This is a genomic window from Luteimonas aquatica (assembly GCF_022662575.1).
GTDB lineage: Bacteria > Pseudomonadota > Gammaproteobacteria > Xanthomonadales > Xanthomonadaceae > Luteimonas > Luteimonas aquatica.
Genome location: NZ_JALBFU010000005.1, coordinates 150,191 through 175,691, shown reverse-complemented (window position 1 = coordinate 175,691; position 25,501 = coordinate 150,191). Strand labels below are relative to the sequence as shown.

Below are 25,501 nucleotides of genomic sequence, written 5' to 3'. Positions count from 1 at the left end.
AAGAGCCGGAAGCACCCGCCATGGCCGCAGAACGGCTCAGGCGACTGGACGCCGTTCGGCTCCCTTTTGCCCGGAACCGGCGCGCCGGCGCGTTGCCGCCCGGCTCACGATCCCGCCCCCTTGGGTTTGCAACTGCTGCCGCGCACCACCAGGCGCACCGGCGCGGTGGTCTGCTGCTCCTGCCCGCCGCGCGTGCGGATGCGCTGCAGCAGCAGCTCGGCGGCCTGGCGGCCGCGCTCGCGCGGATCGACCGCCAATGTGGTCAGCGGCGGCGCGGCGAAGGCGGCTTCGGGAACGTCGTCGAAGCCGGTCACCGCGAAATCCTCGCCGGGCTTGCGGCCGTGGCGCACCAGGCCGAGCATCAGGCCGAGCGCGACCGCGTCGTTGTAGCAGACCGCGGCGGTCGGCGCCTCGGCGGCGCCCACGCCGGCGAACAGCGCATCGACGCCGGTGGCCGCGTCCAGGCGCGTAGGCGCGGTCTCGACGAACCATTGCGGCCGCGGCTCGATGCCCGCCGCGCGCAGCGCGTCGGCGTAGCCGGCCCGGCGCTCGCGGCAGGAGCTGGAGTCGGCGTGGCCGCCGAAGAAGGCGATGCGCCGATGGCCGAGCTCGAGCAGGTGCTCGGTGGCCATGCGCGCGCCGTTGCGGTTGTCCAGCACCAGGAAATCCCAGTGCGCGCCGGCCAGCTCGCGGTTGAACACCACCACCGGCGAGCGCTGCCCGAGCACGCGCTCCAGCCGCTCGCCGTCGCTGTGCTCGGCCGGCGAGAGGATCACGCCCGCGGGCTGGTGCTCCATCAGCGACGCCAGCACCGCTTCCTCGCGATGCGGGGACTCGCTGGTGTTGCCGAGCAGGGTGACGTAGCCCTGGGCGGCGACCGCCTCGTCCACGCCGGTGGCGAACTCGGCGAAGAACGGGTTGCTCAGGTCGTTGACCACCAGGGCGATGGAGGAGGACGTGCGCCGGCGCAGGTTGGCGGCGCTGCGGTTGTAGATGTAGCCCTGGCGCTTGAGCTCGGCCTCCACGCGCGCGCGCGTGTCGGCGTGCACCAGCGGGCTCTCGCGCAGCACCAGCGACACGGTCGCGCGCGAGACGCCGGCGGCCTTGGCGATGTCGTTGACGGTGATGGCCTGGTGCCGCGGCGCGCGCTTGCCCGCCGCCGTCCCTGCCTTCTGCTTCGTTCCCTGCTTGCCTGTCACCGCATCGCTCCTCGCGTCGAACATGGCGAAGCCGGCAGCGCCTCCGGTTGCGTTCCCCAGCCTTGCGTGGGGGGCGCCCGGGTCAGGTCGAAGCGGAGCGTGCCGCCCTGCTGCAGGCGCGCCCAGTCGATCCAGACCTTGTGCTGCGGCTGATCGTCGAAGCGGACATTCTCCACATACTGCACCTGGCCCGCATCCGTGCCCGGGGCCTGGATGCGCAGGGTCTTGCCGTTGCCCAGGTCGATGGCCACCTCTTCGAAGCGCGGCGGGTGCAGCAGGAACTGCCCGGTCCCCGGCACCGCCGGATACAGGCCGACGGCGCTGAACAGGTACCAGGCCGACATCGTGCCCAGGTCGTCGTTGCCGGTGACGCCGTTGGGCGCGTTGGTAAACAGGTGCTGCGCCGCGCGCAGCACCGTGGCGGTCTTCCACGGCGCGCCGATCAGGGTGTACATCCAGGGCGAATGCAGATCGGGCTCGTTGTTGGGGTTGTAGCGGTACTGGTTGTAGTAGCTGTACGGCCCCACCACCCAGTGCTTGCGCGCGCCCTGCTGCGGATCGGCCAGCAGGTCGTCGTAGGCGAAGAACAGGTCCAGCCGCTGCAGCGCCTTGTCCTTGCCCTGCATGGCCTCGACCAGGCCGTCGACGTCCTGCTGCGCCAGCCACTGGTATTGCCAGGCGGTGCCTTCGTGGAAGCCGTGCTGCGAGCGCGGGCTGTAGTCGCCCCGCGGCGGGCTGTACCAGGCGCCGCCGTCCACGCGCGGGCGCGGGAAGCCGACGAAGCCGCTCTCGTCGCGCGCCTGCGCATCCCAGACGCGGTGCCAGTTGCCGCCGCGCGTCTTGAGCAGCGCGGCATCCTCGCCGTGGCCGAGCGCGCCGGCCATCTGCGAGAGCGAGCAGTCGGCCAACGCGTATTCCAGCGTGGCCGAGCCGCCGTGGTGCGGATCCACGTCCATACCCTTGGAAGGGAAGGCGCGGTCGTACTGCACGAAGCCGTCCTTCAGGTAGCTGGCGTTGCCGGAGCGGCCGGCATGGCGCGAGGACAGCGGCGGCATGCCGAAGGCGTTGCGGCGCAGCGCAGCGTAAGCGTCCTGTTCGCGCCCCTGCAACGCGCCGAAGCGCCACAGGTCGACCAGGAACGGCGTCACCGGATCGCCGGTCATGATATTGGTGTCGTAGTTGGCGTAGCCCCAGCGCGGCAGCCAGCCGCCCTGGGCGTCGATGGCCAGCAGCGAGCGGGCGATGTCGCGCGCGCGCTGCGGACGGATCAGCGCCAGCCACTGGTTCTGCGAGCGGTAGGTGTCCCAGAGCGAGAAGTACTCGTAGTAGGTCCAGCCCTCGGCGCGATGGATCTGCTCGTCGTAGCCGCGGTAGCGGCCGTCGGCGTCGCTGCCGGTCAAGGGCTGCAGCAGCGCGTGGTAGAGCGCGGTGTAGAACACGGTGCGGTCGTCGGCGCCGCCGCCGCGTACCTGCACGGAGGCGAGTTCCTGGCGCCACGCCGCCTGCGCCTGCGCGCGCATGGCGTCGAAGCCGAGCAGCTTGCCGCCGCGCATACCCTGGCTGCGCAGGTTGTTGCGCGCGCCCTCGGCGTCGACGTGGGAAATGGCGCTGACCGCGGTGACCGCGCGGCTCCTGCCCAGGTCGAAGCTGAGCCAAGCGCCGCTGGGCTTGGCCTCGCCCTCCATGCCGTGGCGCGCGCCGGGGTTGGCGCCGTCGCCGTCCCAGGTGCCGAAGGCCTGGAAGGGCCGGTCGAACTCGATGCGGTACCAGGTGGTGTATTGCTGCCCGCCGCAGAAGCTCTTGCTGACCAGCTTGCCTTCAACCGCGCGATCGCCGACCACGGCGATGGTGTTGCCGATGATGGCGTGGCGCTCGTCGGCCTGGCCGACGTTGACCAGCACGTGGCCGACGCCGGCCTTGCCGTCGAAGGTATAGCGCTCGGCGGCCGCATGGGTGAGCGCGGTGGCCTCGGCGGTGATGCCGCCGTAGTCGGTCAGGCGCACCTTGTAGTAGCCGGCCTGGCCGACCTCGCCCTCGTGCGCGTAGGCGCTGCCGTAGCGCTTGTGATCGAAGGTCTTGGTGTCGCCGGTGTCGAAATCCCCGCCCGCGGCGATCGTGCCGGTGACCGGCAGCACCGAGACCAGGCCGCCCTGCTCCCAGCAGCCGGCGCCGGAGAGGAAGGAGTGGCCGAAGCCGCGGATCTTGGGATCGTCGTACCGCCAGCCCGAATAGTGCGCGCCGATCGGGCTGACCTGGATCTGGCCGAACGGCGCCGATGCGCCGGGGAAGGTATTGCCGTCGTCCTTGGTGCCGATGAAGGTATTGACCGCCGCGGCGAGATCCTCGCCCGGCGCAGCCACCACAGGCAGGGCCAGCGCGGCCAAGGCCAGCAGCGTCAACGCCCCGCGACGCACGGACGACGGTTGCGGACGGGCGACGGCGGCCGCGCAAGGAAGGTGGGGCTTGACATGCATCGCTTAGATCGATCCAAACGGTCGGAAAATTTTTTTGGAACGATTCAATGTGCAATGTTCCGCGAGGCAATGCATCTTGCACTGCATCAAAACCCGCACCGGCCCTGCGGCCCGGCCCGCCATGCGGCCTAGGATGCGCCCTGCGCGGTGCCGCAGCCGTTCTTCGCTGCGCCGATCGCCCGGCGCGCCCATTGCCAGTCCCGGTCGCCGATCTCCAGACGTTCCACCTGCGGCGCGGCCTTGTCGAGCAGGGCCTGGGCGCGATGCGCCTGGTTGCGGCGCATCGCGATCTCCGCGGCCAGCACCTGCACCCGCGCCAGTTCCACGGCATTGATCACCGGATCGCGCCCGCCGAGGCGCAGCGCCTCCTCCGCCCGCGCCTGGGCCGCGTCGAGATCGCCGCGCGCCCGCGCGAGCATCGCGCCGCTGCAGGCGACCCACATCCGCAACGCGACGCCGGCGTCGGCCGGGTGCGCGTCCAGGATCGCGCGCACCCGGTCCAGCGTGCGTTCGGCCTCGGCGTAGCGCCCGCGATCGACCAGCAGCAGGACATAGGCATTGAGCGCTTCGGCGTAGGCGGGCGAATCGCCGCCATGCTCGCCCGCGATCATCCGCATCGCGGTGCGGTAGTCGCGTTCGGATTCGGCATAGCGCTGCAGTTGGCGCAGCGAGGACGCGCGCCGCAGATAGGCCCGGCGCAGGACCGCCCGGTCGATGTCGCGCGGGCCGTCGGGCAGGTGCGGAATGGCCGCATCCAGCAGCGCCACGATGCGCGGATGGTCGCGCAGCACGTCGTAGGCGGCCGCAGTGGCGCTGTCGAGGCGGGCAAGGTGGACCGCGCCCAGCCCCAGCCGCGTCGAGATCGCCCGCGACTGCCGGTAATGCGCGATCGCCTCCGGCAGGCGGCCGACGTCGCGCAGCAGCGCGGCCAGCAGGTTCTCGGCATCGGCGGTGGTCTTGCTGTCCTGGCCGTACAGCCGGTAGGACAGCGCCAGCGCGCGTTCGGCATAGGCCAGCCCCTGCCGCGAACCGGGTCCGCCGGTGCGGCGCGAGCGCGCCGCGTCCATCAGCAGCGCGACCCAGAGCGGGTCCTCCGGCGGCAGCGCGGCCGCGCGCGCCGCGTCCTCGGCGCGTCCGGCATCGCGCAGCGCGAGCGCCTTGTCCTGCTTCCAGGACGACAGGCTCGAGCGGCCGGACAGCAGCGACGCGCGCTCCGGCGAATCGCCGATCCCGGCGCGGTCGAGCACGCGCAGTCCGCGGCGCACGGCGCGGTCCGCCTCGGCCTCGTCCCCCGCGGCGGCGGCCACCATCGCGTAGTCCTGGTAGGACCGCGCCATGCCGGCCGGATCGTCGGGGCCGCGTGCGCGCAGGTCGAGCATCTTGCGCATCGCCGACCGCGCCTGGCCATGACGATTGAGCTGGCCGAGCAGCAGGCCGCGCACGCGCAAGGCGCGGATGCGCAGTTCGTCCTCGCGCGCGCCCTGCCGCGCATCGAGCAGGGCCATCGCCGCATCGGCGGCGCGCAGGCCCGGTTGCGGATCGTTGAGGCTGGCGTAGACCTCGGCCACCGTCAGCCAGGCGATGACGCGCATGGCGCGATCGGGCGGCGGATGGCGGGCCAGCCTCTGCGTGGCGGCGGCCAGCAGCGAGGCCGTGGTGAGCGGGCTGCCGCGCGCTACCGCCGGATCGCTGGAGGCCAGCACGGAGGCGAGGAAATTGCGCGAGGCGCGCGCGTACTCGGCCTCGCGCTCGGCGGCCGCCTCGGCGGCGCGGGCGCGCTGGCGTTCCACGTCCAGGCGCCAGACGAAGGCGCCGGCCGCCACGAACGCCGCGCATGCGGCCAGGCATGCCCAGCGATGGCGCAACACGAACCTGCGCGCCCGGTGGAGCGTTCCCGACGCGGCCGCGAGCGGGCGACCCGCCAGATGCGCGGCGACGTCGTCGGCCAGCGCGAGCACGGTGGCGTAGCGGTCCTCGGGTGCCTCGGCGCAGGCCTTGAGCACGATCCGGTCCAGGTCGCCGGAGAGCAGGCGCCGCCGTCCCGGCGCGTGCGCGCCGGGCGCGGGCACCGGCGCGGCGCCCTTTCTCACCGCCGACAGCTTGGTGTCGGCGAGCAGGTCGAACAGCACCGCGCCCAGCCCGAACACGTCGGTTGCGGTGGTGGCCGCGTCGCCGCGCCGCTGTTCGGGCGCGCCGTAGCCGGGCGTGAAGGCGATGGTCACGGTCGCGCCGTTGTCGGCTTCCTCGATCAGCTTGCCGACGCCGAAATCCAGCAGTACCGGCGTGCCGTCCTCGCGCACGATCACGTTGGACGGCTTGATGTCGCGGTGCAGGATCAGGCGCTGGTGCGCGTGCTGCACCGCCGCGCACAGCGCCAGGAACAGTTCCAGGCGCTGGCGCCGCGACGGCGCCCGCGCGGCCACGTATTCCGGCAGCGGCAGCCCCTCGACGTAGTCCATCACCAGGAACGGCTGTCCCTGTTCGGTATCGCCGCCGTCCAGGTGCTTGGCGATCTGCGGATGGTTCAGCCCGGCGAGCAAGGCGCGCTCGCGCGCCATGCGGCGCTTGCCGGCTTCCGTCGCGATGCCGTGCAGCAGCTTGAGCGCGACGCGCTGCGGCATGCCGTCGACGTCGCGCTCGGCCAGGAACACGCTGCCCATGCCGCCGGCGCCGATCTCGCGCAGCAGGCGATAGCGTCCGATGCGCCGCGCCGGCGCTTCCTGCGCCAGCAGCCGCTGCAGGCGTCGCGCGAGCGGGTCTTCCGGCATCGCATCCTCGCCCGTCTCGTCGTCGGCGCAGCGCAGCAGCCTCGCCGCCTCGGTGCGGACCTCGGCGTCCGCCTCCATGGCGGCCAGGAACGCGGCGCGGCGCTCGGGCGGCTGCCGCACGGCGGCATGGAAGCAGGCCTCGACGCGTTCGAGCTGCCCGGGCGTCATGCGCTGAGCCGTCCGCGCAGCCAGGCCTTGGCGAAGCGCAGGTCGCGCTCGACGGTGCGCAGCGTGACGCCGGTCGCCTCGGCGATCTCGTGCTGCTTCATCCCGACCAGGAACGCCAGCTCCAGCGCCCGGCATTGGCGCGGGTAGGCCTGCTCGAACACGCGCAGGGCCTGCTCGACCTCGGACCATTGCTCGGCGGGCGTCGGCGCCGGCAGCGTCTGCGACAAGGCCGCGTCGAAGGTCACCGCGAGCATGCCGCCGCCGCGCTTTTCCGCCTGCTGCCGGCGCACGATGTCGATCAGGGTATAGCGGATCGCCGCCGCCGCGATGCCGAAGAAATGCTGCCGGTTCTGCGCGCCCATCGACTCGCCCAGCAGCCGCAGCGAGGCCTCGTGCACCAGCTCGGTCGGATCGATCGACGGCCGCCGCAGGTTCGCCAGCCGCCGAGTGGCGATCGCCTTCAGCTCGCCGTAGACGCGATCGAACAGCGCCCGGTGCGCGTCGGCCGATCCGGCGCGGCAGGCCTCCAGCAGGAGGGTCACCTCCCCTTTGGGTTCGCCGTGCGCGGCCGCTTCCATGTTGTCCCCCGTGGCGTGTCCGATGGATCGTCTATCGATCCCCGTCGGCCGACGCAGTTCCCCGCATCTCGCCATTGGTCGCCGTCCGGGGCCTTTCGGATCGCCCCGCGGCAGGCGTGGCGGCTCCTGGCGCGATCTTACGAATTGCTGCTTAAGGATTTGTCTTCACGGAATTCCTCGCCCTGCGGCGGGCGGCGGCGCTTCGCGTTCGCGTCGCATGTCGGGATCGCGCGCCCATTCGCGAATGGGAAAGACGGCAGGCCCGCGGCGACACGCGCCCGGAGGTTCCGGCCCGCCGGCCGCGGCCGCCCGCTCGCCGCCGCGCGCGGCGCCCTTCCCGTTGCCGCACCCATGGAGAGAACGATGTCCAAGACACTGCTCGCGCTGGCACTTTCGCTGCTCGCCGCCTCGGCCCAGGCCACGCCGGCCATGCCCGCCTGCCTTCCGGGCCAGACCGCGATCCCGATCTACGCCAACGGCCCGGACGGCCCGATCCTGGTGGGCTGGCGCTGCGTCGGCACGCCCGATCCGCAATGGCGGCCGTAGCCGCGCCACGCCGCGCGGGCCGCGAAAAAAAACGGGGCGCCGATGGCGCCCCGTCTGTCCTGCCGGGAAGCGGAAACGCTTAGAAGCGGTACTGCGCGGACAGGCCGAGCACCTGCGCCTTGCCCTTGTACTCGCCCTGCAGCAGCGAGCCGCTGGAGGACACCGCGCTGATCTTCGGATCGTCGATCTTCACGTACATGTAGGACGCGTCCAGGCTCAGGTTCTCCGAGGCGTTCCAGGTGAAGCCGAGCGCGTACAGCATGCGGTTGTCGTCGGGAAGACGCGGCGTGCGGGTGTCGTTGTGGGTCGGCGTCTCGTCGCGCGCGACGCCGGCGCGCAGCGTGAAGCTGTCGTTCAAGTCGTACTCGCCGCCCAGCGAGTACATCATGGTGTTGTCCCACTTGAACGCTTCGCTGGTCACCAGCGTGCCGTTGGCGCGCTTGATGTCGATCGACTCCAGCGAACTCCAGCCGGTGGCCTGGATGTCGGCCATCAGGCGGAACTGCTCGGTGAAGTCGTACTGCAGGCTCAGCGTGTCCACGCTCGGCGTGGTCAGCACCGCGCCGCCCGGGCCGCTGTTGTACTGGGTGATGCCGGCGCCCTGGAACAGCGCGTCGACGTTGCCCGGCTTGGTGAACTTCACCGTGCCCTCGAGCTCGTGCTTGATTTCCGAGCGGTGCGAGTAGCCGACCCAGAACTGGTCGGTCGGACGCCACTGGAAGCCGAGCACCCAGCCGATCCCGTAGTCGTCGCCCTCGACCTTGGCGAAGCCGTCGTTCTTCTGCGGGCCGAAGGGGGCCGCCGCCGGGCTCGGGGTGACGCACAGCGCGACGTTGACGCGGCAGATCGCCGAGCCGAAGTCGACCGCGTTCGACAGCGTGGCGTCGGCACGCTCGTAGATCAGGCCGGCGCCGACCGAGAAGCGGTCGCTCAGCTCGATGGCCGCCGACAGGGTCAGGTCGATGGTGCGCAGCTTGGACTCGACGGCGTTGTAGCGGCCGATCCAGTTGCGGTCGTACTTGGTGGTCAGGCCGAAGGGCGCGCTGAGGCTGGCGCCGAGGGTGACGTAGTCGAAGGAGCCCGACAGCGGGACCACGACGGCGAAGGCCGGGACGGCCTCGACGTCGCCCGGGTCCCCGCCGTCGCCGCCGCGCAGCGGGCTGGCGAGCGGGCTACCGGCGGCGGCCTGGCCGCCTCCGCGGAAATCGGCGGTCAGGTCGATCGCGTGCAGGTCGCCCTGGAGGGTGGTCTGCTTCAGGTTGACCATGGCGGCGGGGTTGTTGGACACCACCGAGGCATCGTTCTGGGCAACGGCGCTGCCGGCGAGGGCGCGGCCAAGGTTCTTGGCGCTGTTCTCTCGGATCTGGAAGCCCGAGGCGCTGGCCTGGCCGAAGGCCAGAACGCCGGCGATGCCCAGCGCGAGGGCGGACATCTGGGTAAGGCGGGAGTGCATTTGCATTACGGTTCTCTCCGTGGGACAGGGTCTCGTTTGCGATCACGCCGTGCGTCGCGGGCGATGTCTCCCGCCCTGCGTCGGTCCTGCCGGAAACCCTCCCGACATACGGCGCCGCACGCACTATACCTTGATATGTGAAATTTTCGCTCATGCCGGAGGTTGGGTTCCGGCCCGAAGCGGGTATCTTGACCGTCCCCCTGCGACCCGCCCGCATGTTCGTCCCGATCCCCACCCGCCGCCATTCCTCCTTGCGCTGGGCCACCCCGATGCTGGTGGCCCTGCTGTGGATGGCGTTCCTGTGGGCGAGCACCCGGCCGGACGCGGCCCAGCGCGCGCTGCTGCTGGACTGGGGGGCGCTGAGCGGCGGCCAGCTGCCGGCCGACATGCTGCGCTCCTGGTCGGACGGCGGGCACTGGCTGCGGCTGATCTCGGCGCTGTTCCTGCACGCCGACTGGGCGCATCTGCTCGGCAACCTGGTGTTCCTGCTGATTTTCGGCCTGCCGGCCGAGCGCATGATGGGATCGTGGCGGTTCCTGCTGCTGTTCCTGCTCGGCGGCGCCTTCGCCAACCTGGTGGCGGTGCTGGTGATCGGCGTGCCGGACCGGCTCATCATCGGCGCCAGCGGCGCGGTCTCGGCGGTGATCGGCGCCTATCTGGCGCTGTTCCCCGGCGCGCGGCTGGGCGTGGTGCTGCCGCTGGGCGTGTTCCTGGAGTTCGTGCGCGCCCCCGCCTCGCTGCTGATCGGCATCTGGGCCCTGCTGCAGGTGGTGTTCGCCTACATCGGCCCGGCCTTCGGCGCCGTGGCCTGGGCCGCGCACGTGGCCGGCTTCCTGTTCGGCGTCGGTTTCGCGCTGCTGGCGCGCGCCGGCATCGCGCGGCGCCTGCGCAAGCAGCGCGGCTACTAGCGGCCCGCACCCACCGTCCTCTGCCTTGCCGATCGCGCGTCTACAATGCCGCGCATGACCCGAGCCAAGACCGTCCTCTACAAGATCGTCTTCCACAACCACGGCAAGGTGTACGAGCTGTACGCGCGCCGGGTGGCGGCCAGCGACATCTGGGGCTTCACCCAGATCGGCGAGCTGGTGTTCGACGTGCACGAGGGCGTGGTGGTCGATCCGACCGAGGAGCGGCTGCGCGAGGAGTTCGGCCATACCCGCGTCCTGCACGTGCCGATGCACAGCATCGTGCGCATCGAGGAAGTGGAGAAGAAGGGCCAGTCGGCGATCCGCGACCCGGAATCCGGCGAGAAGGTGGTCACGCCGTTCTTGCCGAAGCAGGGCCCGTTGCCGGCCAAGCCGCGATAGGCCGATGCCCGCGCCGTCAACGGCGCGGGCATCGCCGGATCCCTTGCGGCCCGATCGCGGAGAAGCCGCGGCTACTTGCGCGCCGGCGGCGCCGCCGGCGTGGCCTTGGCCGTCGCCGAGGGGTTCTTCAGCTCGGCCAGCGCGGCGGTGATCGGCCCGTCGCCCTCGAGCACCGCGCCGGCGTTGCTGCCGGCGATCTCCTCGTCGCCGCGCAGGTGCCCGGGCAGCATCGACTCGGAATAGTCCACGGGCTTGGCGTCGGCCTTGTCGGGCTTGAGCACCACGTCCGGATCGATGCCGCGCGCCTGGATCGACTTGCCGCTGGGCGTGTAGTAGCGCGCGGTGGTGAGCTTCACCGAGTCGCCGTTGTCCAGCGGCAGCAGGGTCTGCACCGAGCCCTTGCCGAAGGTGCGGCTGCCGATCACGCGGGCGCGCTTGTTGTCGTGCAGCGCGCCGGCCAGCACCTCGGCGGCGCTGGCCGAGCCGGCATCGACGATCACCACCACCGGCGCGCCGTTCATCAGGTCGCCGGGCACGGCGGCGAATTCCGCGTCGCTGATCGGGATGCGCCCGCGGGTGCTGACGATCTTGCCGCGCTCGAGCAGGTCGTCGGCGATCTGTACCGCCGAGGTGAGCAGGCCGCCGGGGTTGCTGCGCAGGTCCAGCACCAGCCCGCGCAGGCCGCGCCTGGGCGCGGCGGCGCCCCCGGCCGCCTCCTGCAGCTTGCGCAGCTGGCGTTCGAATTCGGCGGCGGTGTCGGCCTGGAAGGCGCTGACGCGCACGTAGGCATAGCCGGGCTCGAGCATGCGCGAGCGCACGCTGACCACGCGGATGGTCTCGCGCTTGACGGTGATCTCCACCGGCTTGGCCACGCCTTCGCGCGCGATGGTCAGCTTGACGCTGGTGCCGGGCGCGCCGCGCAGCGGTCCCTGCCCGTCCTCGTCGCTGGTCGGGGTCAGCGCCTTGCCGTCGACGGCGGTGATCAGGTCGCCGGCCTTGATGCCGGCACGCGCGGCCGGCGTGTCGTCGATCGGCGCGATCACGCGCACGGTGCCGTCGGGCTGCTGCTGCACCTCCACGCCGATGCCGTCGTAGGCGCCGCTGGTGTCCTCGTCGAACTCCTTGGCGTCGCGCTTCTCCAGGTAGGCGCTGTGCGGATCCAGGTCCAGCAGCAGGCCGCGGATCGCCGAGGACATCAGCTTCTTGTCGTCGACCGGATCCACGTAGGCCTGCTTCACGGCGTTGTAGACGCCGACGTAGCGGCGGATCTCGTCCAGCGGCACCTTGCTGGCGGCGCTTTCGGCCGCGTCGGGATTGTCTCCGGCGAGCGCCGCGTCGTCGGGCGATGCCGGATCTTCCTGCGCCGGGCTCGGCTGCGGCTGCGGTTGCGGCGGCTGCGGTTGCGACGGCTGCGGTTGCGGCGGCTGCGGTTGCGGCGGCTGCGGTTGCGGGGACTGCGTCTGCGCGGGCCGATCCGCATCCACGGGCGCTTCCTGCGCGAGCGCCGGCCCCAGCGCCAGCGCGAGAACGAGGATCGAAAGCGGTCGACGCATGGAATGGCTCCGGAAAGACGGGGATTCGACCGCGACGCGGCGGCCGGGTTCAGCCGATTATGCGGGGCGATGCGCGGGTAACGTTAAACGATGCTGACGCGCGGCGGCGCCGGCGTGATCGCCGGCACGGCCTAGCGGCGCTGCAGCCAGGTCCCCGGATCGACCGGCTGGCCGTTGCGGCGCAGCTCGAAATACAGCGCCGGACGGCCCTGGCCGCCGGAGCTGCCGACGCTGGCGACCGCATCGCCGCGCTTGACCTGGACGCCGGCGTCCTTGAGCAGGGCGTCGTTGTGCGCGTACAGGCTCATGTAGCCGTTGCCGTGATCGATGATCAGGATCATGCCGTAGCCGGTCATCCATTCGGAAAACACCACGGTACCGTCGGCGACGGCCTTCACCGCCGTGCCGGCGGGTGCGGCGATCAGCACGCCCGCGCTGCGCCGCCCGTCCGGCATGGTGCCGCCGTAGCCGGCCAGCAGCGCGCCCGACAGCGGCCATCCCAGGCCGCCGACCTGGATCGGCGCGGTCTTGGCCACCGCCACCGGCGGCTTCAGCGGCTTGTGCGGGCGGCCCTCGGCGCGCTCGCGCTCGCGTTCGCGTTCGCGCGCGGCGGCCGCGGCGGCGGCGCGGCGTTCGGCCTCGGCCCGCGCGGCGGCGGCGCGCAACTGCGCCAGCAGCTTCTGCAGCGCCTTGGCGTCCTGGCCCAGCGCCTTCTCGCGCGAGCTGCGGTCCTGGTAGCGCTTGTCGAGCTCGGCCACGGTGCGGGCGCGCTCGCGGCGATCGCTCTCCAGCGCGGAGAGCTGGGTTTTCTGCTGCTTGCGCGCAACGTTCAACGCCGTCTGCTTCTGCGCGATCTCGCGCTCCACGCGCTCCAAGTCGGCCAGCTCGGCGGTCAGCACGCCGATGCGCCTGGCGCGATCGCGCTGCAGATAGCCGTGATAGGCCAGGGTGCGGTTGGCGTCGGCGGCGGTGTCCTGCGACAGCATCAGCTTCAGCGGCGCCTCGCCGCCGACGGTGTAGGCCGCGCGCAGCAGCCGCTCCAGTTCGGCGCGCTGCGCGCCCAGGCGCGTGCGCATGGCATCGCGCTTGCCGCGCAGCGCGGACAGCGAGGCCTGCTGCCGCTCCAGCTGCGTCTCGGTATCGTGCAGCGCGCGCGTGGAGGTGCCGACCTTTTCGTCGACGGTGCGCAGCTGGCGGCTGGCGTCGCCGCGCTGGCCTTCCAGCTTGCGCCGTTCGCTGGCGACGTCCTTGAGCTCGCGATTGATCTTGTCGAGCTTGCGCTGGGCCTCGCGCGTGCTCTTCTGCGCCAGCGCGTCGCCCGCGGCCAGCATCGCCAGCAAGGCCGCGGCCAGCAGCAAGCCGCGGCGCATCGGGCCGAGCGCCCGCCGCCCGGAGCATGCCGGCAGGGCGAGGAGCTTGCAGCGCTGCCGATCTCGGGGCACGACGTTGGGGCCAGTGACTTAGGACAGATGCGATTGTAGCGAAGCAGGTGCAGGCTCACGCACCTGGACGGGCCGATGCCCTATCCTCAAGACGCAGCCCGCTGGAGTCCATGCCATGCCCGCCCCCGCCCCCGCCCCGATCCGCCGCCGCTTTTCCCCTTTCGCGCTCGCCCTCGCGCTGGCCCTGGCCGGCCCGGCCGCCTTCGCACAGGACGGCGGCGACATCGACAAGGTGAACGGCGGCATCACGGCGGAGGCCGGCAAGGCCTATGGCAGCCTGAACACCGTCAACGGCGGCATCACCCTCGAGGACGGCGCCCGCGCCGACGATGCCGAAACGGTCAACGGCAGCATCCACGCCGGCAACGACATCACCGCCGGCAGCCTGAGCACGGTCAACGGCAACATCCGCGTCGGCACCGGCGCGCGCGTGGACGGCGGCATCGAGACCGTCAACGGCAGCATCTTCGTCGACCGCCGCGGCCACATCGCCAAGGGCGTGGAAACGGTCAACGGCGCGATCGGCCTGGTCGCCACGGAACTGGGCGGAAGCGTCGAGACCTCCAACGGCGACATCACCGTCGGCGTCGGTTCGCACGTGCGCGGCGACGTCCGCGTCAAGAAGCCCAGCTCCAACTGGCTGCCGATCAATCTCGGCAGCAAGCACAAGCCGCGCATCATCATCGGCCCGAACGCCGTGGTCGAGGGCGCGCTGGTGTTCGAGCGCGAGGTGACGCTCTACGTGCACAAGAGCGCGCGCATCGGCCAGGTGACCGGGGCCACGCCCGTGCCTTACGACACTGCCCGGGCGCCGCAGAGCGAGTAACCGCGCCTAGCCGATGCCCTATCGGCATCGGCTGCGGTTGCGAGCGCGCGGCCATGGAAGGCCGGGCCGGACGTTCCGAAGCCCGCCAAGCCGCGCCACGGACGGCAACATCCGACACACCGAAAGAAGAATCGATGCCCTATCGGCATCGGCCGCAATCCCCGGCGCCATGGCCAGGCCGGGCGCACCGCCGCGAACAAGGCCGCCATGACCTTCCGCATGGATGCCCGCGCCGTTCTCCCACTAGAATCCGGAGTTTCCCGCCCGACGGAGTCTCCCGGATGCGCCATCGTCCCCTGTTGCTGTGCCTGGCCATCGCGGCCGCCCTGACCGCCTGCCAGCGCGAGCAGGCCGCCGCTCCCGACGCCGCACCGCCGCCTGCCGTCGCGCCGGAAGCGGGCGCCGCGCACGCCTTCGCCGACGACATCAACGCCGGCGATTTCGCCGAGCTGGTGAAGACGCTGGCCTCCGACGCCTTCGAGGGCCGCGGCCCCGGCACGACCGGCGAGGAGAAGTCGGTGGAGTACATCAAGGCGCAGTTCGAGCGCGCCGGCCTCAAGCCGGGCCTGGACGGCGGCTGGTTCCAGAACGTGCCGATGGTGGAAACCACCGCCGACGAGTCCACCGATCTCAAGCTCGAGGTCAACGGCAAGCCGGAGACGCTGAAGTTCGGCGCCGACATGGTGATCGGCACGCGCAGCGGCGAACCCGAGGTGAAGATCGACGGCAGCGAACTGGTGTTCGTCGGCTACGGCGTGGACGCGCCCGAGCGCAAGTGGAACGACTACGCCGGCATCGACGTGAAGGGCAAGACGGTGGTGATGTTCGTCAACGACCCGGGCTTCCACAGCGGCGACGCCTCGCTGTTCGAAGGCAAGCGCATGACCTACTACGGGCGCTGGACCTACAAGTTCGAGGAAGCCGCGCGCAAGGGCGCGGCCGCCGCGCTGATCGTGCACGACACGCCCGGCGCCTCCTACGGCTGGGACGTGGTGAAGAACTCCTGGTCCGGCGCGCAGTACGACCTGCGCGCCTCCGACGATCCGGCGCCGCGCCTGCCGGCGCAGGGCTGGCTCACCGCCGAAGCCGCCAAGAAGCTGTTCGCCGAGTCCGGCCTCGACCTGGGCGAGCTGTACAAGAGCGCCAACAAGCCCGGCTTCAAGGCGATCCCGCTCAAGGCCAAGCTGTCGCTGGACCTGAAGAGCAAGATCGCCGAGAAGCAGTCGCGCAACGTGATCGGCATCCTGCCCGGCAGCGAGAAACCCGACGAGGCGGTGGTGTACATGGCGCACTGGGACCACCTGGGCAAGCACGAGGGCGAGCCGGACGACAACATCTACAACGGCGCGGTCGACAACGCCACCGGCGTGGCCGGCATCATCGAGATCGCCGAGAAGTTCGCCAAGACCCAGCCCGCGCCCAAGCGCTCGCTGGTGTTCGCGGCGGTGACGCTGGAGGAATCGGGCCTGCTCGGCTCCAAGTACTACGTCGCCCACCCCGCGATCCCGCTGGAGAAGACGGTCGGGGTGATCAACATCGACGCGATGGGCGTGGCCGGACGCTCGCGCGACTTCGTGGTGGTGGGCAAGGGCAATTCGGAGCTGGAGGACATCCTCAAGCCGATCGCCCAGCAGCAGGGCCGCACGCTGGTGGAGGAGAGCGCGCCGCAGAGCGGCTCCTACTTCCGCTCCGACCACTTCAACTTCGCCAAGGCCGGCGTGCCGGCGCTGTACGCCGAGGGCGGCGACGACCTGGTCGAGGGCGGCAAGGCCGCCGGCAAGGCCGCGGCCGAGGACTACAACCGGCAGCGCTACCACAAGCCGGCCGACCAGTTCGACGGCACCTGGAAGCTCGACGGCGCCATCGAGGACCTGCAGGCGCTGTACGGCGTCGGCCGCGTGCTGGTCGACGGCAACCAGTGGCCGAACTGGTATCCGGGCAACGCCTTCCGCGCCGCCCGCGACAAGATGCTGTCCGCCAAGCCGGCGGCCGAGGCGCCGGCGCACTGAGCCGGCGAATGCGGCGCACGGTCCGCCCGCGGCAGGGGCGGGCCGGCGTCGGTCCGCCATTCTCCCGGGCGCGCCGCGGCGCGCCTCGCGGCATGGCTGTTCAAGCCCCTGGGGTTCCGGCAAGCTGCGCGCTACCGCCCTAGCGAGGACTCCGCCGATGGCCACCGCCTACTGGTGCATCGTGATCGCCGCCGTGCTGCCCTACCTATGGGTCTTCGTCGCCAAGTCCGGCGGACCGCGCTACGACAACCGCGATCCGCGCGGCTGGATCAGCAAGCAGGAGAACCCGCGCGTCAAGCGCGCCGACGCCGCACACCTGAACAGCTTCGAGGCCTTCGCCCCGTTCGCCGCGGGCGTGCTGATGGCGCAGTTCAGCGGACTCGACCCGCAGCGCATCAACGTGATCGCGGTGGTCTTCGTCGTCGCGCGGCTGCTGCACGGCGTGCTCTACCTGACCAACAAGCCGCCGCTGCGCAGCCTGGCCTGGCTGGTCGGCTACGTCTGCATCCTGGCCCTGATGGTGCAGTCGGCGATCGCGATCGCCGACTGATCGCGTCGATCGCGGCGCGGGCGCGAAGCGCTCGCGCCCGCCCTCACCCCGCGACGAGCTTCACCCGCGCGAAGTTGCGCTTGCCCACCTGCAGCATGCCCTCGAAGCCGGGCGCGAACGTCGTCGCGCCGTCCTCCACCACCGCGCCGTCCACGCGCACCGCGCCTTCCTTGAGCTTGCGCGCGGCCTCGGAATTGCTCGGCGTGATGCCCGCCGCGGTGAGCAGGGCGCCGATGCGGATGCCCTCGGCGGGGATCGCCACTTCCTGCAGCGGCAGCAAGGCGATGTCGCCCTCGCCGCGCACGGCGGCATGCCAGCCGGCGACGGCGGTGTCGGCGGCGGCGGCATCGTGGAAGCGCGCGGCCAGCTCGCGCGCCAGGCGCAGCTTGACGTCGCGCGGATTGCGCTGTCCGGCCGCCACCTCGGCGCGCAGGCGCTGCGCCTCCTCCACGCCGATCTCGAAGCTCAGCAGCTCGATCCAGCGCCACATCAATTCGTCGCCGATCTTCATGGTCTTGTTGACGATGTCGATCGCCGGCTCGGAGATGCCGATGTAGTTGCCCAGCGACTTGCTCATCTTCTGCACGCCGTCCAGGCCTTCCAGCAGCGGCATGGTCAGCACGATCTGCGGCGGCTGGCCGAAGTGCTCCTGCAGGCCGCGCCCCATCAGCAGGTTGAACTTCTGGTCGGTGCCGCCGAGCTCGACGTCGCACTGCAGCGCCACCGAGTCGTAGCCCTGCACCAGCGGATAGAGGAACTCGTGGATGGCGATCGGCTGCTGGCCGGCGTAGCGCTTGGCGAAGTCGTCGCGCTCGAGCATGCGCGCCACGGTGTGCTGGGCCGCGAGCTTGATCATGTCGGCCGCGCCCATCTTGCCGAACCATTCGGAATTGAAGCGCACCTCGGTGCGGGCCTTGTCGAGCACCTTGAACACCTGCTCGGCGTAGGTCTCGGCGTTGGCCAGCACATCCTCGCGGCTGAGCGGCTTGCGGGTGACGTTCTTGCCGGTCGGATCGCCGATCATCCCGGTGAAGTCGCCGATCAGGAAGATCACCTGGTGGCCGAGGTCCTGGAACTGGCGCATCTTGTTCAGCAGCACGGTATGACCCAGGTGCAGGTCCGGCGCGGTCGGGTCGAAGCCGGCCTTGATCCGCAGCGGCCGGCCGCTCTTGAGGGACGCGGCCAGGCGCGCCTCCAGCTCCTCCCGCTTGAGGATTTCGTCGGCGCCGCGGGCGATGGTGTTCATGATTTCTGGGGCGAGGGCTGGGGGGAGGTCGGTCGTTTCAGGCACTTGGGGCAATCCGGATGATGAAAATCGCAAAGAAAATGTGAAGGACATTGTAAAGGACGGGTTAAAGTGGCGTTAAGGCCATTTGCTGAAAACCCCCTGTTACATCAATGACTTGACGCACCCTTTTAGCGTGTCTATGGTACCCCCCTTACGCGCCCTTCACGTCAGGGCCGGGACACCGAGATGACCGAGCCGCCCCCGTCGCGCGACGCCGCCCACCGCCGCGTCCTGAACAACAATTTGCGCGACGCGGCCCGTAACAGTCCCGAACTCGGCTCCAGCAACCTCCGGCAGCACCTGGCCCGCGGCTTCAGCGGCCGCTGGACGCGCCGCGACTGGGCCCACGTCAGCCTGTTCGCCACGCTCGGCGCCCTGGTGGCGGCGATCGTGCCCGGTTTTTCCAACACTCTACAGTCCCCGGCGCACCCGCAGCGCACCACCATGTCGCTGAGCCTGCCGCCGCTGTCGCTGACCAAGCAGCAGGGGCAGTCGGGCGACAGCTGGCAGATCGTCAGCGTCAACCGTGGCGAGACCTTCAGCCACCTGCTCGACCGCCTGGACGTGCCCGAGGACGACCAGCAGCGCCTGCTCGAGCATCCGGGCCTGAAGAAATCGCTGGCCAAGCTCAAGCCTGGCGCCGAGATGGCCTTCGACATGCCGGTCGGCAGCGACGGCAAGCCGGCCGCGCTGCGCAACTTCCGCTACGACCGCGACGACAGCCACCGCGTGGAACTGTCGCTGGCCGGGGACAAGGTCGCCGAGAAGGTGATCACCCGCCCCACCGAGTCGCGCACCGTGGTGATCAGCGGCAAGGTCGGCAACTCGCTGTACCGCTCCGCGCGCAAGCTCGGGCTGTCGGGCGGCGCCATCGACACGCTCACCGACGACATCTTCAAGTACGACATCGACTTCAACTCCGACGTCGGCGCCAACGACCGCTTCAGCGTGGTGGTCGAGCAGCTCTGGCGCGAGGGCGAGCTGATCAAGACCGGCCCGGTGCTGGCGGCGACCTTCACCTCCGGCGGCAAGCTCTACTCCGGCTTCCGCGCCATCCGCGACGGCAAGGCCGAGTACTTCACCGCCGACGGCCGCCCGCTCAAGCGCAGCTTCATCCGCATGCCGATCCCGTACGCGCGCATCAGCTCCGGCTTCGGCATGCGCCGTCATCCGGTGCTCGGCCGCATGCGCGGGCACATGGGCGTGGACTACGCCGCCTCCAGCGGCACGCCGATCATGGCCGCGGGCGACGCCCGCGTCTCCTTCGTCGGCTGGAAGGGCGGCTACGGCCGCACCGTGATCCTCGACCACGGCCGCGGCTATTCCACGCTCTACGGCCACATGTCCGCCTTCGGCGGCATCCGCGCCGGCCAGCGCATCGCCCAGGGCACGGTGATCGGCCGCGTCGGCAGCACCGGCCTGGCCACCGGCCCGCACCTGCACTACGAATTCCGCATCAACGGCGTGCACCGCAATCCGCTCTCGATCACCATGCCGCCGCCCGAGCCCCTGTCGGGGGTGCAGCTGGCCGCGTTCCGCGCGCAAGTGGGCCCGGCGCTGGCGCGCATCGCCAAGGTCGAGCACATCATCTACGCCGGCGACGACGGCACGCGCGTGGCCTCCGTGCCGACCAAGCGCCGCAACAAGAAAGGCTGAGGGCGGGCGCGCGCGGCGCGCCTGCTCGCGGCACGGCCGACGGTGGCGCTCGCGCCGAAGGCAACGACCGAACCCCGATCCGTCTTCCAGCGCGCCCGCGCGCCGCGCGGAAAGCGGCTACGCTTCGCGTTTCCGTTCCCGGGCGTGTCCATGCTCTATCTGGGTCTGATCTCCGGCACCAGCGCCGACGGCATCGACGCCGCCCTGGCCCGCTTCGATAGCGAAGCCGCGGGCAAGCCCGAGCTCGTATTCGGACGCACCTACGCCTGGGACACGGCGCTGCGCGAACGCCTGGTCGCGCTCGGCCAGCAATCGGCCACGCTGACGCTGGACGAGATCGCCGAACTGGACGTGCGCATTGGCCACGCCTTCGCCGAGGCGGCGCTGCGCGCGCTGGCCGACAGCGGCACGCCGGCGGCCGAGGTGGCGGCGATCGGCTCGCACGGGCAGACCCTGCGCCATCGGCCGCAAGGCCGGCCACAGGACGGCCTGCCGCAAGAGAGCCGGCCACAAGAAGGCATGGTCCCCTACACCCTGCAGCTCGGCGATCCGAACACCATTGCCGAGCGCACCGGCGTGCGCGTCGTGGCCGACTTCCGCCGCCGCGACGTCGCCGCAGGCGGGCACGGCGCTCCCCTGCTGCCGGCGCTGCACGCGGCATTGCTGAGCGCGCCCGGGGAGGATCGCGCGGTCCTCAACCTCGGCGGCATCGCCAACTTCACCCTGCTGCCGAAACAGGCCGCCGGCGACCGCGGCCAGGTGCGCGGCTTCGACACCGGCCCGGCCAACGGCCTGATGGACGCCTGGTGCCTGCGCCACACCGGGCACGGCTTCGATCGCGACGGCGCCTTCGCCGCCGCCGGCCGCGTCGACGACGCGCTGCTGGCGCGCCTGCTCGACGAGCCGTGGTTCGCGCTGCCGCCGCCCAAGTCGACCGGGCGCGACCAGTTCCATCTCGGCTGGGTCGAATCCAGGCTCGGCGGGCACGAGGCGCCGCAGGACGTGCAGGCGACCCTGCTTGCGCTCAGCGCGCGCAGCATCGCCGACGCCTTGCGCGCGGCGCAGCCCGGCACCGCGCGCGTGATCGCCTGCGGCGGCGGCGTGCACAACGGCGCGCTGATGCAGGCGCTGGCCCGGGCGCTGCCCGGCTGCATCGTCGAATCCAGCGCCGCCCACGGCATCGACCCGGACTTCGTCGAGGCGATGGGGTTCGCCTGGCTGGCGCACGCCACCGTGCACGGGCTGCCGGGCAACCTGCCCAGCGTCAGCGGCGCGCGCGGGCCGCGCATCCTGGGCGGCGTCTACGCCGCCTGATCCCGCGCCGCGGCGCCGGACTCGCGGATCCTCGGCCAAAGCCAGGCGAGCAGCGCCAGCGCCGGGATCACCGTCGCTGCGCTGAGGATGAAGAAGGTGCTGTACGAGGTCGCTTCCACGATGTAGCCGGAGGCGCCGCCGACGAACTTGCCCGGCAGGTTGGCCAGCGACACCAGCAGCGCGAACTGCGTGGCGGTGAAGTTGCGGTCGGTCAGCGAGGACATGAAGGCGATCGACACCGTGCCGGCGAACCCCTGGCAGAGGTTGTCGGCCAGCAGCGCCGCGTAGAAGGCCCAGATCTGCGAGGGATAGTGCGCCATCAGCAGGAAGGCGAGGTTCGACAGCGCCACGCCGAGCACGGCCACCAGCAGCATGCGCCGGAAGCCGAACGCCGCCACCGCCAGGCCGCCGGCAAAGGCGCCGAGGATGCCCACCCACACGCCGAACAGTTTCGACACCGTGGCGATGTCCGCCTTGGTGTAGCCCGAGTCGAGGTAGAACGGCCCGGCCATCACGCCAATCACCTGGTCGGGGAACTTGTACATGCCCACGAACAGCAGCAGCGCGATGCCGAACGCCAGGCCGTGGCGGGAGAAGAAGCTGGTGAAGGGCTGCCAGAACGCGCCGGCCAGATCGATGCGGCGCGCCACCGCCGCCTCCGGTGCCGCCGAGGGTTCGCGCGAGAGCAGCGTGGCCAGCAGCGGCAGCAGCATCAGCGAGGACATCGCGACATAGGCCATGGTCCAGCTGCCGTACTCGGCGATGTACAGCGCGCCGGCGCCGCCGACGATCAGGCCGACCCGGTAGCCCAGGGTGTAGGTCGCCGCCAGCGCGGCCTGCGCGTTGGCCGGCGCGATCTCGATGCGATAGGCATCCACCACCGAGTCCTGGGTGGCGCCGGCGAAGGACGCGATCAGCACCCAGACCACCAGCCCGGTCACGCTCAGCTCCGGGCGCATGTAGGCCAGCCCGAACAGGCTGACGGCCACTACCGCCTGCGCGACCAGCAGCCAGGAACGCCGGCGCCCCAGGAAGGCGGTCAGCGGGAACGCATAGCGGTCCAGCAGCGGCGCCCACAGGAACTTCAGCAGGTAGAAAAAGCTCGCCAGGCTGATCAGGCCGATGCTGCCGAGGTCCAGGCCGACGTCGCGCAGGCGCGTGGACAGCGTCTGCGAGGCGATCAGCAGGAACGGCAGGCCGCTGCCGAAGCCGAACAGGGCCATCGTCAGCGCCGACGGCGTGCCGAAGGCGCGCCGGATCCCGGTCCAGCCCTTGTACGAGGCGGGCGCCGCCTCGGCCGCCTCGCTCACAGCGCGTAGTCCACGACGTAGGGCGCGTGGTCGGAGAAGCGCGGCTCGGCGTGGATCGCGCAGCTCTTCACCTTCTTGGCCAGCGATGGGGTGATCAGCTGGTAGTCGATGCGCCAACCAACGTTGTTGGCGCGCGCCGCGCCGCGCTGGCTCCACCAGGTGTATTCGACCGCGTCGGGCTTGGCCACGCGGAAGCTGTCGCGCCATCCGGTCTTCGGCGGCGGCGTGTCGTCGCCGCAGGCGTCGGCGATCATGCCGTTGAGCCAGGCGCGCTCGACCGGCAGGCAGCCGGAGTTCTTCTGGTTGGAGGCCCAGTTCTTGATGTCGTTCCTGGCGCGCACGATGTTCCAGTCGCCGCACAGCACGTAGTCGCGGCCGCTGGCCAGCCACTCGTCCAGGACCGGCTTGAGCCACTCCATCACTTCGTACTTGAAGCCCTGGCGCAATTCGCCCGAGGAGCCGGACGGGATGTAGAACGACACCACGCTCAGGTTGCCGAAGCGCGCCTCCAGGTAGCGCCCCTCGTCGTCGAACGGCGCCCAGCCGAGCGCGGTGCGCACCTCGTCCGGCTCGCGCTTGCTGTAGATGGCCACGCCGCTGTAGCCCTTCTTGGTGATCGCATCCTTGAACCAGGCCTTGTAGCCCTTGGGCAGGAAGGCGGGACCGGCGAGCTGGTGCTCCTGCGCCTTGGTCTCCTGCACGCACAGCACGTCGGTCTTGTGCTGCGCGAACCAGTCGAAGAAGCCTTTGCTGGCGGCCGAACGCAGGCCGTTGGCGTTGAAGCTCATGATGCGCATCTTGCTACCTTTTCGTGTCGATGGCCGTCTTCCGGGCCGCGCGCCATCGCCGCCCGCCGGATCACACATTCTGCACGAACCCGAGGGACTGCAGACAGCCATCGGCGGCGACCGCCGAGTCCTCCTGCCTGCCGCACCGGGCAGTCGTCCAGCCGGGCGGCACCTCGAGCGATGCCCGGACCCGCGCCGACCGAGCAAGCACAGACGGCCAGCATGGAGGGTCGACGCGGCGCAAGAGCCCCTCGTTCTTCTCGCCAGGCTCCTGTGCATGCAATGACGCCGGCGGCCCGCGATCGCTGCGGAAATACCGGAATCTCGCGCGCGTGCTATGGCGATCAGGACCATCGACGACGCATGAGCGCGCGTCATGTAGATGCGCGGTCGTGATGACAGCGTGAACACATGCGCGCGTGCTCGAGCATGAAGGGTCCCGGCATGCATTTTCGATAGAGAAAGCGGGCGATCGAAAGCATTTCTGTCGCCCGCCTCATTCAACCGACCAAGGACAAGGACAACTTATGAAGCACCTCAAGAAACTCTCCGTTATCGCCTGCCTGTGCCTGGCCTCGACGATGGCCCATGCCGGCTCGTACCAGGGATACGTCACGCAGATCATTCCCAGCACCTCGAACGGCATGGCGCACATCATCCTGAGCAATGGCGCCTTCCAGCCGGGATTCCCGAGCAGCTGTCCGCACGAGAACAACCAGATGATCTACTCCATCGATCTGTCCACGGCCACCGGAAAGGCGCTGTTCGACGCCGCGCTTTCGGCCAAGGAGAACGGGACGCTCACCTACGTCTACGGCAACGGCAGCTGCGCGCCGCGGGCGCCGGTCCCGCCCACCGGGAATACCGAAGTCGTGGTCTATCTGGGCATCAAGTAGCGCGCCAAGGCGGCCCGGGAGCGGGCGAATCCGCCTCCGGGCCGCACGCGATGGACCTGCGGACGAAACGCCAGCGCGCTCGTGCAGCGTCGATCTCGACGATGCTTTGCCTCGCCGGCCGGGCAAAGGCTCTCTATCATGCCCGCCATGATCGCCGTCCCCGACCTGCACGTTGCCCGCGTCACGCCTGCGCTCGCCGAGGCGGTGCGCGGCCTGCGCGTGGCGGCCGACCAGTACCCGTTCGTCGGCGATGTCGCCTTCAATCTCGCCGAGGCCGAGGCCGACCCCAACAGCGACGCCATGGCGATCCTGGTCGGCGAGGCCGTGGTCGGCTTCTACCGGCTCGACTACGTCTCGACCATCGTCTCCTGGAATCCGCTCGGCCGCGCCGGCGTCGGCCTGCGCGCCTTCATGCTCGACCGCGACTGGCAGGGCCGCGGCCTGGGCACGCGCGCGGTCAATGCCTGCTGCGCCGACATCGAACGGCGCCATCCCGAACGCCTGCTGCTCGCCCTGAACGTGAACTGCCGCAACCTCGGCGCCATCCGCGCCTACCGCAAGGCCGGCTTCGTGGATACCGGCGAGCTGTACTTCGGCGGCCGGGCCGGGCCGCAACACCTGATGGTGCGCGCGCTGAACAGGCGCGCGCCCGAGCACGCCGCCTGAACCAAAATCCTCGTCCCCCGCCCCAGGATTCCTTCCGCATGTCCGACCACCGCACCCGCTTCCTGCAGCTGGCCCTGCACGCCGAAGCATTGCGCTTTGGCGAGTTCACGCTCAAGTCCGGCCGCACCAGCCCCTATTTCTTCAACGCCGGCCGCTTCGATTCGGGCCAGGCGCTGGCCACGCTGGCGGCCTGCTACGCCGATGCCATCGAGGCCGCCGGTGCGCAGTTCGACCTGCTGTTCGGCCCGGCCTACAAGGGCATCCCGCTCGCCGCGGCGCTGGCCTGCGAGTACGCGCGCCGCGGCCGCGACCTGCCGCTGGCCTTCAACCGCAAGGAGGCCAAGACCCACGGCGAGGGCGGCACGCTGATCGGCGCGCCGCTGGCCGGCCGGCGCGTGCTGATCGTCGACGACGTGATCACCGCCGGCACCGCGATCCGCGAGGCGCTGGCGCTGATCCGCGACGGCGGCGGCACGCCCGCGGCCATCGCCATCGCCCTCGACCGCCAGGAGCGCGTCTCCGAACAGGACGATCGCTCGGCCGCGCAGACCGTCGCCGCCGAACAGCAGGTTCCCGTGATCGCCATCGCAACTCTGTCCGATCTGCTTGCGTTCGCCGGCGAAACCACCACACTGGCCGGCGAACGCGACCGTCTGCTCGCCTATCGCGCGCGCTACGGAAGCCGGGTTTCGTCGTAATCTCGCCGGCCG

General features: G+C 70.9%; 21 protein-coding genes. 11 read left to right on the top strand and 10 right to left on the bottom strand.

The genetic code is table 11. From position 1 onward, the window contains the following. Positions 1-104 precede the first annotated feature (104 nt). The 4 genes from MD221_RS12425 to MD221_RS12410 form a co-directional block, all read right to left on the bottom strand. Positions 105-1,223, bottom strand: coding sequence for a LacI family DNA-binding transcriptional regulator (locus MD221_RS12425; RefSeq protein WP_425602267.1), 1,119 nt, complete (start codon positions 1,221-1,223; stop codon positions 105-107). Beyond that, the gene (locus tag MD221_RS12420) at positions 1,196-3,673 is read right to left on the bottom strand and encodes a GH92 family glycosyl hydrolase (protein WP_242112098.1); all 2,478 of its coding nucleotides are present in this window, start codon (positions 3,671-3,673) and stop codon (positions 1,196-1,198) included. Before MD221_RS12420 ends, MD221_RS12425 begins: the two co-directional genes overlap by 28 nt. A 128-nt stretch (positions 3,674-3,801) precedes the next feature. Next, positions 3,802-6,609: a serine/threonine-protein kinase gene (locus MD221_RS12415; protein ID WP_242112097.1), complete on the bottom strand. Its 2,808-nt coding sequence runs from the start codon at positions 6,607-6,609 to the stop codon at positions 3,802-3,804. Then, the gene (locus tag MD221_RS12410; protein ID WP_242112095.1) at positions 6,606-7,187 is read right to left on the bottom strand and encodes an ECF-type sigma factor; all 582 of its coding nucleotides are present in this window, start codon (positions 7,185-7,187) and stop codon (positions 6,606-6,608) included. Before MD221_RS12410 ends, MD221_RS12415 begins: the two co-directional genes overlap by 4 nt. 363 nt (positions 7,188-7,550) lie before the next feature. Between MD221_RS12410 and MD221_RS12405 the strand changes: the two genes are divergently transcribed. After that, positions 7,551-7,733 carry a hypothetical protein gene (locus MD221_RS12405; RefSeq protein WP_242112093.1) on the top strand — a complete coding sequence of 61 codons (183 nt, stop codon included), beginning with the start codon at positions 7,551-7,553 and terminating at the stop codon, positions 7,731-7,733. 79 nt (positions 7,734-7,812) lie between these two features. Here MD221_RS12405 and MD221_RS12400 read toward each other — a convergent pair whose 3' ends face one another. Beyond that, positions 7,813-9,192, bottom strand: a complete 1,380-nt coding sequence (locus MD221_RS12400) for an OmpP1/FadL family transporter (RefSeq protein ID WP_242112092.1) — start codon at positions 9,190-9,192, stop codon at positions 7,813-7,815. 209 nt (positions 9,193-9,401) lie between these two features. Here MD221_RS12400 and MD221_RS12395 point away from each other — a divergent pair, with 209 nt between their 5' ends. Both MD221_RS12395 and MD221_RS12390 read left to right on the top strand, forming a co-directional pair. After that, positions 9,402-10,094, top strand: a complete 693-nt coding sequence (locus MD221_RS12395) for a rhomboid family intramembrane serine protease (protein ID WP_242112091.1) — start codon at positions 9,402-9,404, stop codon at positions 10,092-10,094. A 54-nt stretch (positions 10,095-10,148) separates the two neighbouring features. Continuing rightward, a complete protein-coding gene (locus MD221_RS12390) occupies positions 10,149-10,493 on the top strand; it encodes a DUF1820 family protein (RefSeq protein ID WP_242112089.1) in 345 nt (114 codons plus the stop codon). Between the two features lie 71 nt (positions 10,494-10,564). Here MD221_RS12390 and MD221_RS12385 read toward each other — a convergent pair whose 3' ends face one another. Both MD221_RS12385 and MD221_RS12380 read right to left on the bottom strand, forming a co-directional pair. Beyond that, positions 10,565-12,046 carry a S41 family peptidase gene (locus tag MD221_RS12385; RefSeq protein ID WP_242112087.1) on the bottom strand — a complete coding sequence of 494 codons (1,482 nt, stop codon included), beginning with the start codon at positions 12,044-12,046 and terminating at the stop codon, positions 10,565-10,567. 131 nt (positions 12,047-12,177) lie between these two features. Beyond that, positions 12,178-13,416: a murein hydrolase activator EnvC family protein gene (locus MD221_RS12380; RefSeq protein ID WP_425602272.1), complete on the bottom strand. Its 1,239-nt coding sequence runs from the start codon at positions 13,414-13,416 to the stop codon at positions 12,178-12,180. Positions 13,417-13,603: 187 nt separating this feature from the next. On the opposite strand from MD221_RS12380, the gene MD221_RS12375 reads away from it, so the two are divergent. The 3 genes from MD221_RS12375 (at position 13,604) to MD221_RS12365 (ending at position 16,873) form a co-directional block, all read left to right on the top strand. Continuing rightward, positions 13,604-14,314 carry a DUF4097 family beta strand repeat-containing protein gene (locus tag MD221_RS12375; RefSeq protein WP_242112085.1) on the top strand — a complete coding sequence of 237 codons (711 nt, stop codon included), beginning with the start codon at positions 13,604-13,606 and terminating at the stop codon, positions 14,312-14,314. A gap of 281 nt (positions 14,315-14,595) precedes the next feature. Next, positions 14,596-16,323 carry a M28 family metallopeptidase gene (locus tag MD221_RS12370; RefSeq protein ID WP_242112084.1) on the top strand — a complete coding sequence of 576 codons (1,728 nt, stop codon included), beginning with the start codon at positions 14,596-14,598 and terminating at the stop codon, positions 16,321-16,323. A gap of 157 nt (positions 16,324-16,480) precedes the next feature. After that, positions 16,481-16,873 (top strand): MAPEG family protein, encoded by a 393-nt coding sequence (locus MD221_RS12365; protein ID WP_242112083.1) that lies wholly within the window; start codon positions 16,481-16,483, stop codon positions 16,871-16,873. A gap of 43 nt (positions 16,874-16,916) precedes the next feature. On the opposite strand, the gene tyrS is transcribed toward MD221_RS12365, so the two are convergent. After that, positions 16,917-18,119: a tyrosine--tRNA ligase gene (tyrS, locus tag MD221_RS12360; protein WP_242112082.1), complete on the bottom strand. Its 1,203-nt coding sequence runs from the start codon at positions 18,117-18,119 to the stop codon at positions 16,917-16,919. A gap of 228 nt (positions 18,120-18,347) precedes the next feature. Here tyrS and MD221_RS12355 point away from each other — a divergent pair, with 228 nt between their 5' ends. Together MD221_RS12355 and MD221_RS12350 are read left to right on the top strand one after the other, a co-directional pair. Beyond that, positions 18,348-19,817 (top strand): M23 family metallopeptidase, encoded by a 1,470-nt coding sequence (locus MD221_RS12355; protein ID WP_242112080.1) that lies wholly within the window; start codon positions 18,348-18,350, stop codon positions 19,815-19,817. Between the two features lie 150 nt (positions 19,818-19,967). After that, positions 19,968-21,131, top strand: a complete 1,164-nt coding sequence (locus MD221_RS12350; RefSeq protein ID WP_242112079.1) for an anhydro-N-acetylmuramic acid kinase — start codon at positions 19,968-19,970, stop codon at positions 21,129-21,131. Here the strand turns inward: MD221_RS12350 and MD221_RS12345 are convergent. Together MD221_RS12345 and MD221_RS12340 are read right to left on the bottom strand one after the other, a co-directional pair. Next, positions 21,119-22,441: an AmpG family muropeptide MFS transporter gene (locus MD221_RS12345; protein WP_242112078.1), complete on the bottom strand. Its 1,323-nt coding sequence runs from the start codon at positions 22,439-22,441 to the stop codon at positions 21,119-21,121. The two genes, MD221_RS12350 and MD221_RS12345, sit on opposite strands and share 13 nt — an antisense overlap. Next, entirely contained in the window at positions 22,438-23,238 is an 801-nt protein-coding gene (locus MD221_RS12340) for an exodeoxyribonuclease III (protein ID WP_242112076.1), read from the bottom strand. The genes MD221_RS12345 and MD221_RS12340 overlap by 4 nt, the downstream gene beginning before the upstream one ends. A gap of 518 nt (positions 23,239-23,756) precedes the next feature. Between MD221_RS12340 and MD221_RS12335 the strand changes: the two genes are divergently transcribed. The 3 genes from MD221_RS12335 to pyrE all read left to right on the top strand — a co-directional run bounded on the left by MD221_RS12335 (position 23,757) and on the right by pyrE (position 25,489). Next, positions 23,757-24,125, top strand: coding sequence for a hypothetical protein (locus MD221_RS12335; RefSeq protein WP_242112075.1), 369 nt, complete (start codon positions 23,757-23,759; stop codon positions 24,123-24,125). A gap of 147 nt (positions 24,126-24,272) precedes the next feature. Further along, positions 24,273-24,791 (top strand): GNAT family N-acetyltransferase, encoded by a 519-nt coding sequence (locus MD221_RS12330; RefSeq protein ID WP_242112074.1) that lies wholly within the window; start codon positions 24,273-24,275, stop codon positions 24,789-24,791. 38 nt (positions 24,792-24,829) lie between these two features. Further along, a complete protein-coding gene (gene pyrE, locus MD221_RS12325) occupies positions 24,830-25,489 on the top strand; it encodes an orotate phosphoribosyltransferase (RefSeq protein WP_242112073.1) in 660 nt (219 codons plus the stop codon). Positions 25,490-25,501: the final 12 nt, after the last annotated feature.

Bases quoted from the DNA above. Each gene is read 5' to 3' on its own strand.
- MD221_RS12425 (WP_425602267.1), bottom strand. From the start codon at position 1,223: ATGTTCGACGCGAGGAGCGATGCGGTGACAGGCAAGCAGGGAACGAAG.
- MD221_RS12420 (WP_242112098.1), bottom strand. From the start codon at position 3,673: ATGCATGTCAAGCCCCACCTTCCTTGCGCGGCCGCCGTCGCCCGTCCG.
- MD221_RS12415 (WP_242112097.1), bottom strand. From the start codon at position 6,609: ATGACGCCCGGGCAGCTCGAACGCGTCGAGGCCTGCTTCCATGCCGCC.
- MD221_RS12410 (WP_242112095.1), bottom strand. From the start codon at position 7,187: ATGGAAGCGGCCGCGCACGGCGAACCCAAAGGGGAGGTGACCCTCCTG.
- MD221_RS12405 (WP_242112093.1), top strand. From the start codon at position 7,551: ATGTCCAAGACACTGCTCGCGCTGGCACTTTCGCTGCTCGCCGCCTCG.
- MD221_RS12400 (WP_242112092.1), bottom strand. From the start codon at position 9,192: ATGCAAATGCACTCCCGCCTTACCCAGATGTCCGCCCTCGCGCTGGGC.
- MD221_RS12395 (WP_242112091.1), top strand. From the start codon at position 9,402: ATGTTCGTCCCGATCCCCACCCGCCGCCATTCCTCCTTGCGCTGGGCC.
- MD221_RS12390 (WP_242112089.1), top strand. From the start codon at position 10,149: ATGACCCGAGCCAAGACCGTCCTCTACAAGATCGTCTTCCACAACCAC.
- MD221_RS12385 (WP_242112087.1), bottom strand. From the start codon at position 12,046: ATGCGTCGACCGCTTTCGATCCTCGTTCTCGCGCTGGCGCTGGGGCCG.
- MD221_RS12380 (WP_425602272.1), bottom strand. From the start codon at position 13,416: ATGCGCCGCGGCTTGCTGCTGGCCGCGGCCTTGCTGGCGATGCTGGCC.
- MD221_RS12375 (WP_242112085.1), top strand. From the start codon at position 13,604: ATGCCCGCCCCCGCCCCCGCCCCGATCCGCCGCCGCTTTTCCCCTTTC.
- MD221_RS12370 (WP_242112084.1), top strand. From the start codon at position 14,596: ATGCGCCATCGTCCCCTGTTGCTGTGCCTGGCCATCGCGGCCGCCCTG.
- MD221_RS12365 (WP_242112083.1), top strand. From the start codon at position 16,481: ATGGCCACCGCCTACTGGTGCATCGTGATCGCCGCCGTGCTGCCCTAC.
- tyrS (WP_242112082.1), bottom strand. From the start codon at position 18,119: ATGAACACCATCGCCCGCGGCGCCGACGAAATCCTCAAGCGGGAGGAG.
- MD221_RS12355 (WP_242112080.1), top strand. From the start codon at position 18,348: ATGACCGAGCCGCCCCCGTCGCGCGACGCCGCCCACCGCCGCGTCCTG.
- MD221_RS12350 (WP_242112079.1), top strand. From the start codon at position 19,968: ATGCTCTATCTGGGTCTGATCTCCGGCACCAGCGCCGACGGCATCGAC.
- MD221_RS12340 (WP_242112076.1), bottom strand. From the start codon at position 23,238: ATGCGCATCATGAGCTTCAACGCCAACGGCCTGCGTTCGGCCGCCAGC.
- MD221_RS12335 (WP_242112075.1), top strand. From the start codon at position 23,757: ATGAAGCACCTCAAGAAACTCTCCGTTATCGCCTGCCTGTGCCTGGCC.
- MD221_RS12330 (WP_242112074.1), top strand. From the start codon at position 24,273: ATGATCGCCGTCCCCGACCTGCACGTTGCCCGCGTCACGCCTGCGCTC.
- pyrE (WP_242112073.1), top strand. From the start codon at position 24,830: ATGTCCGACCACCGCACCCGCTTCCTGCAGCTGGCCCTGCACGCCGAA.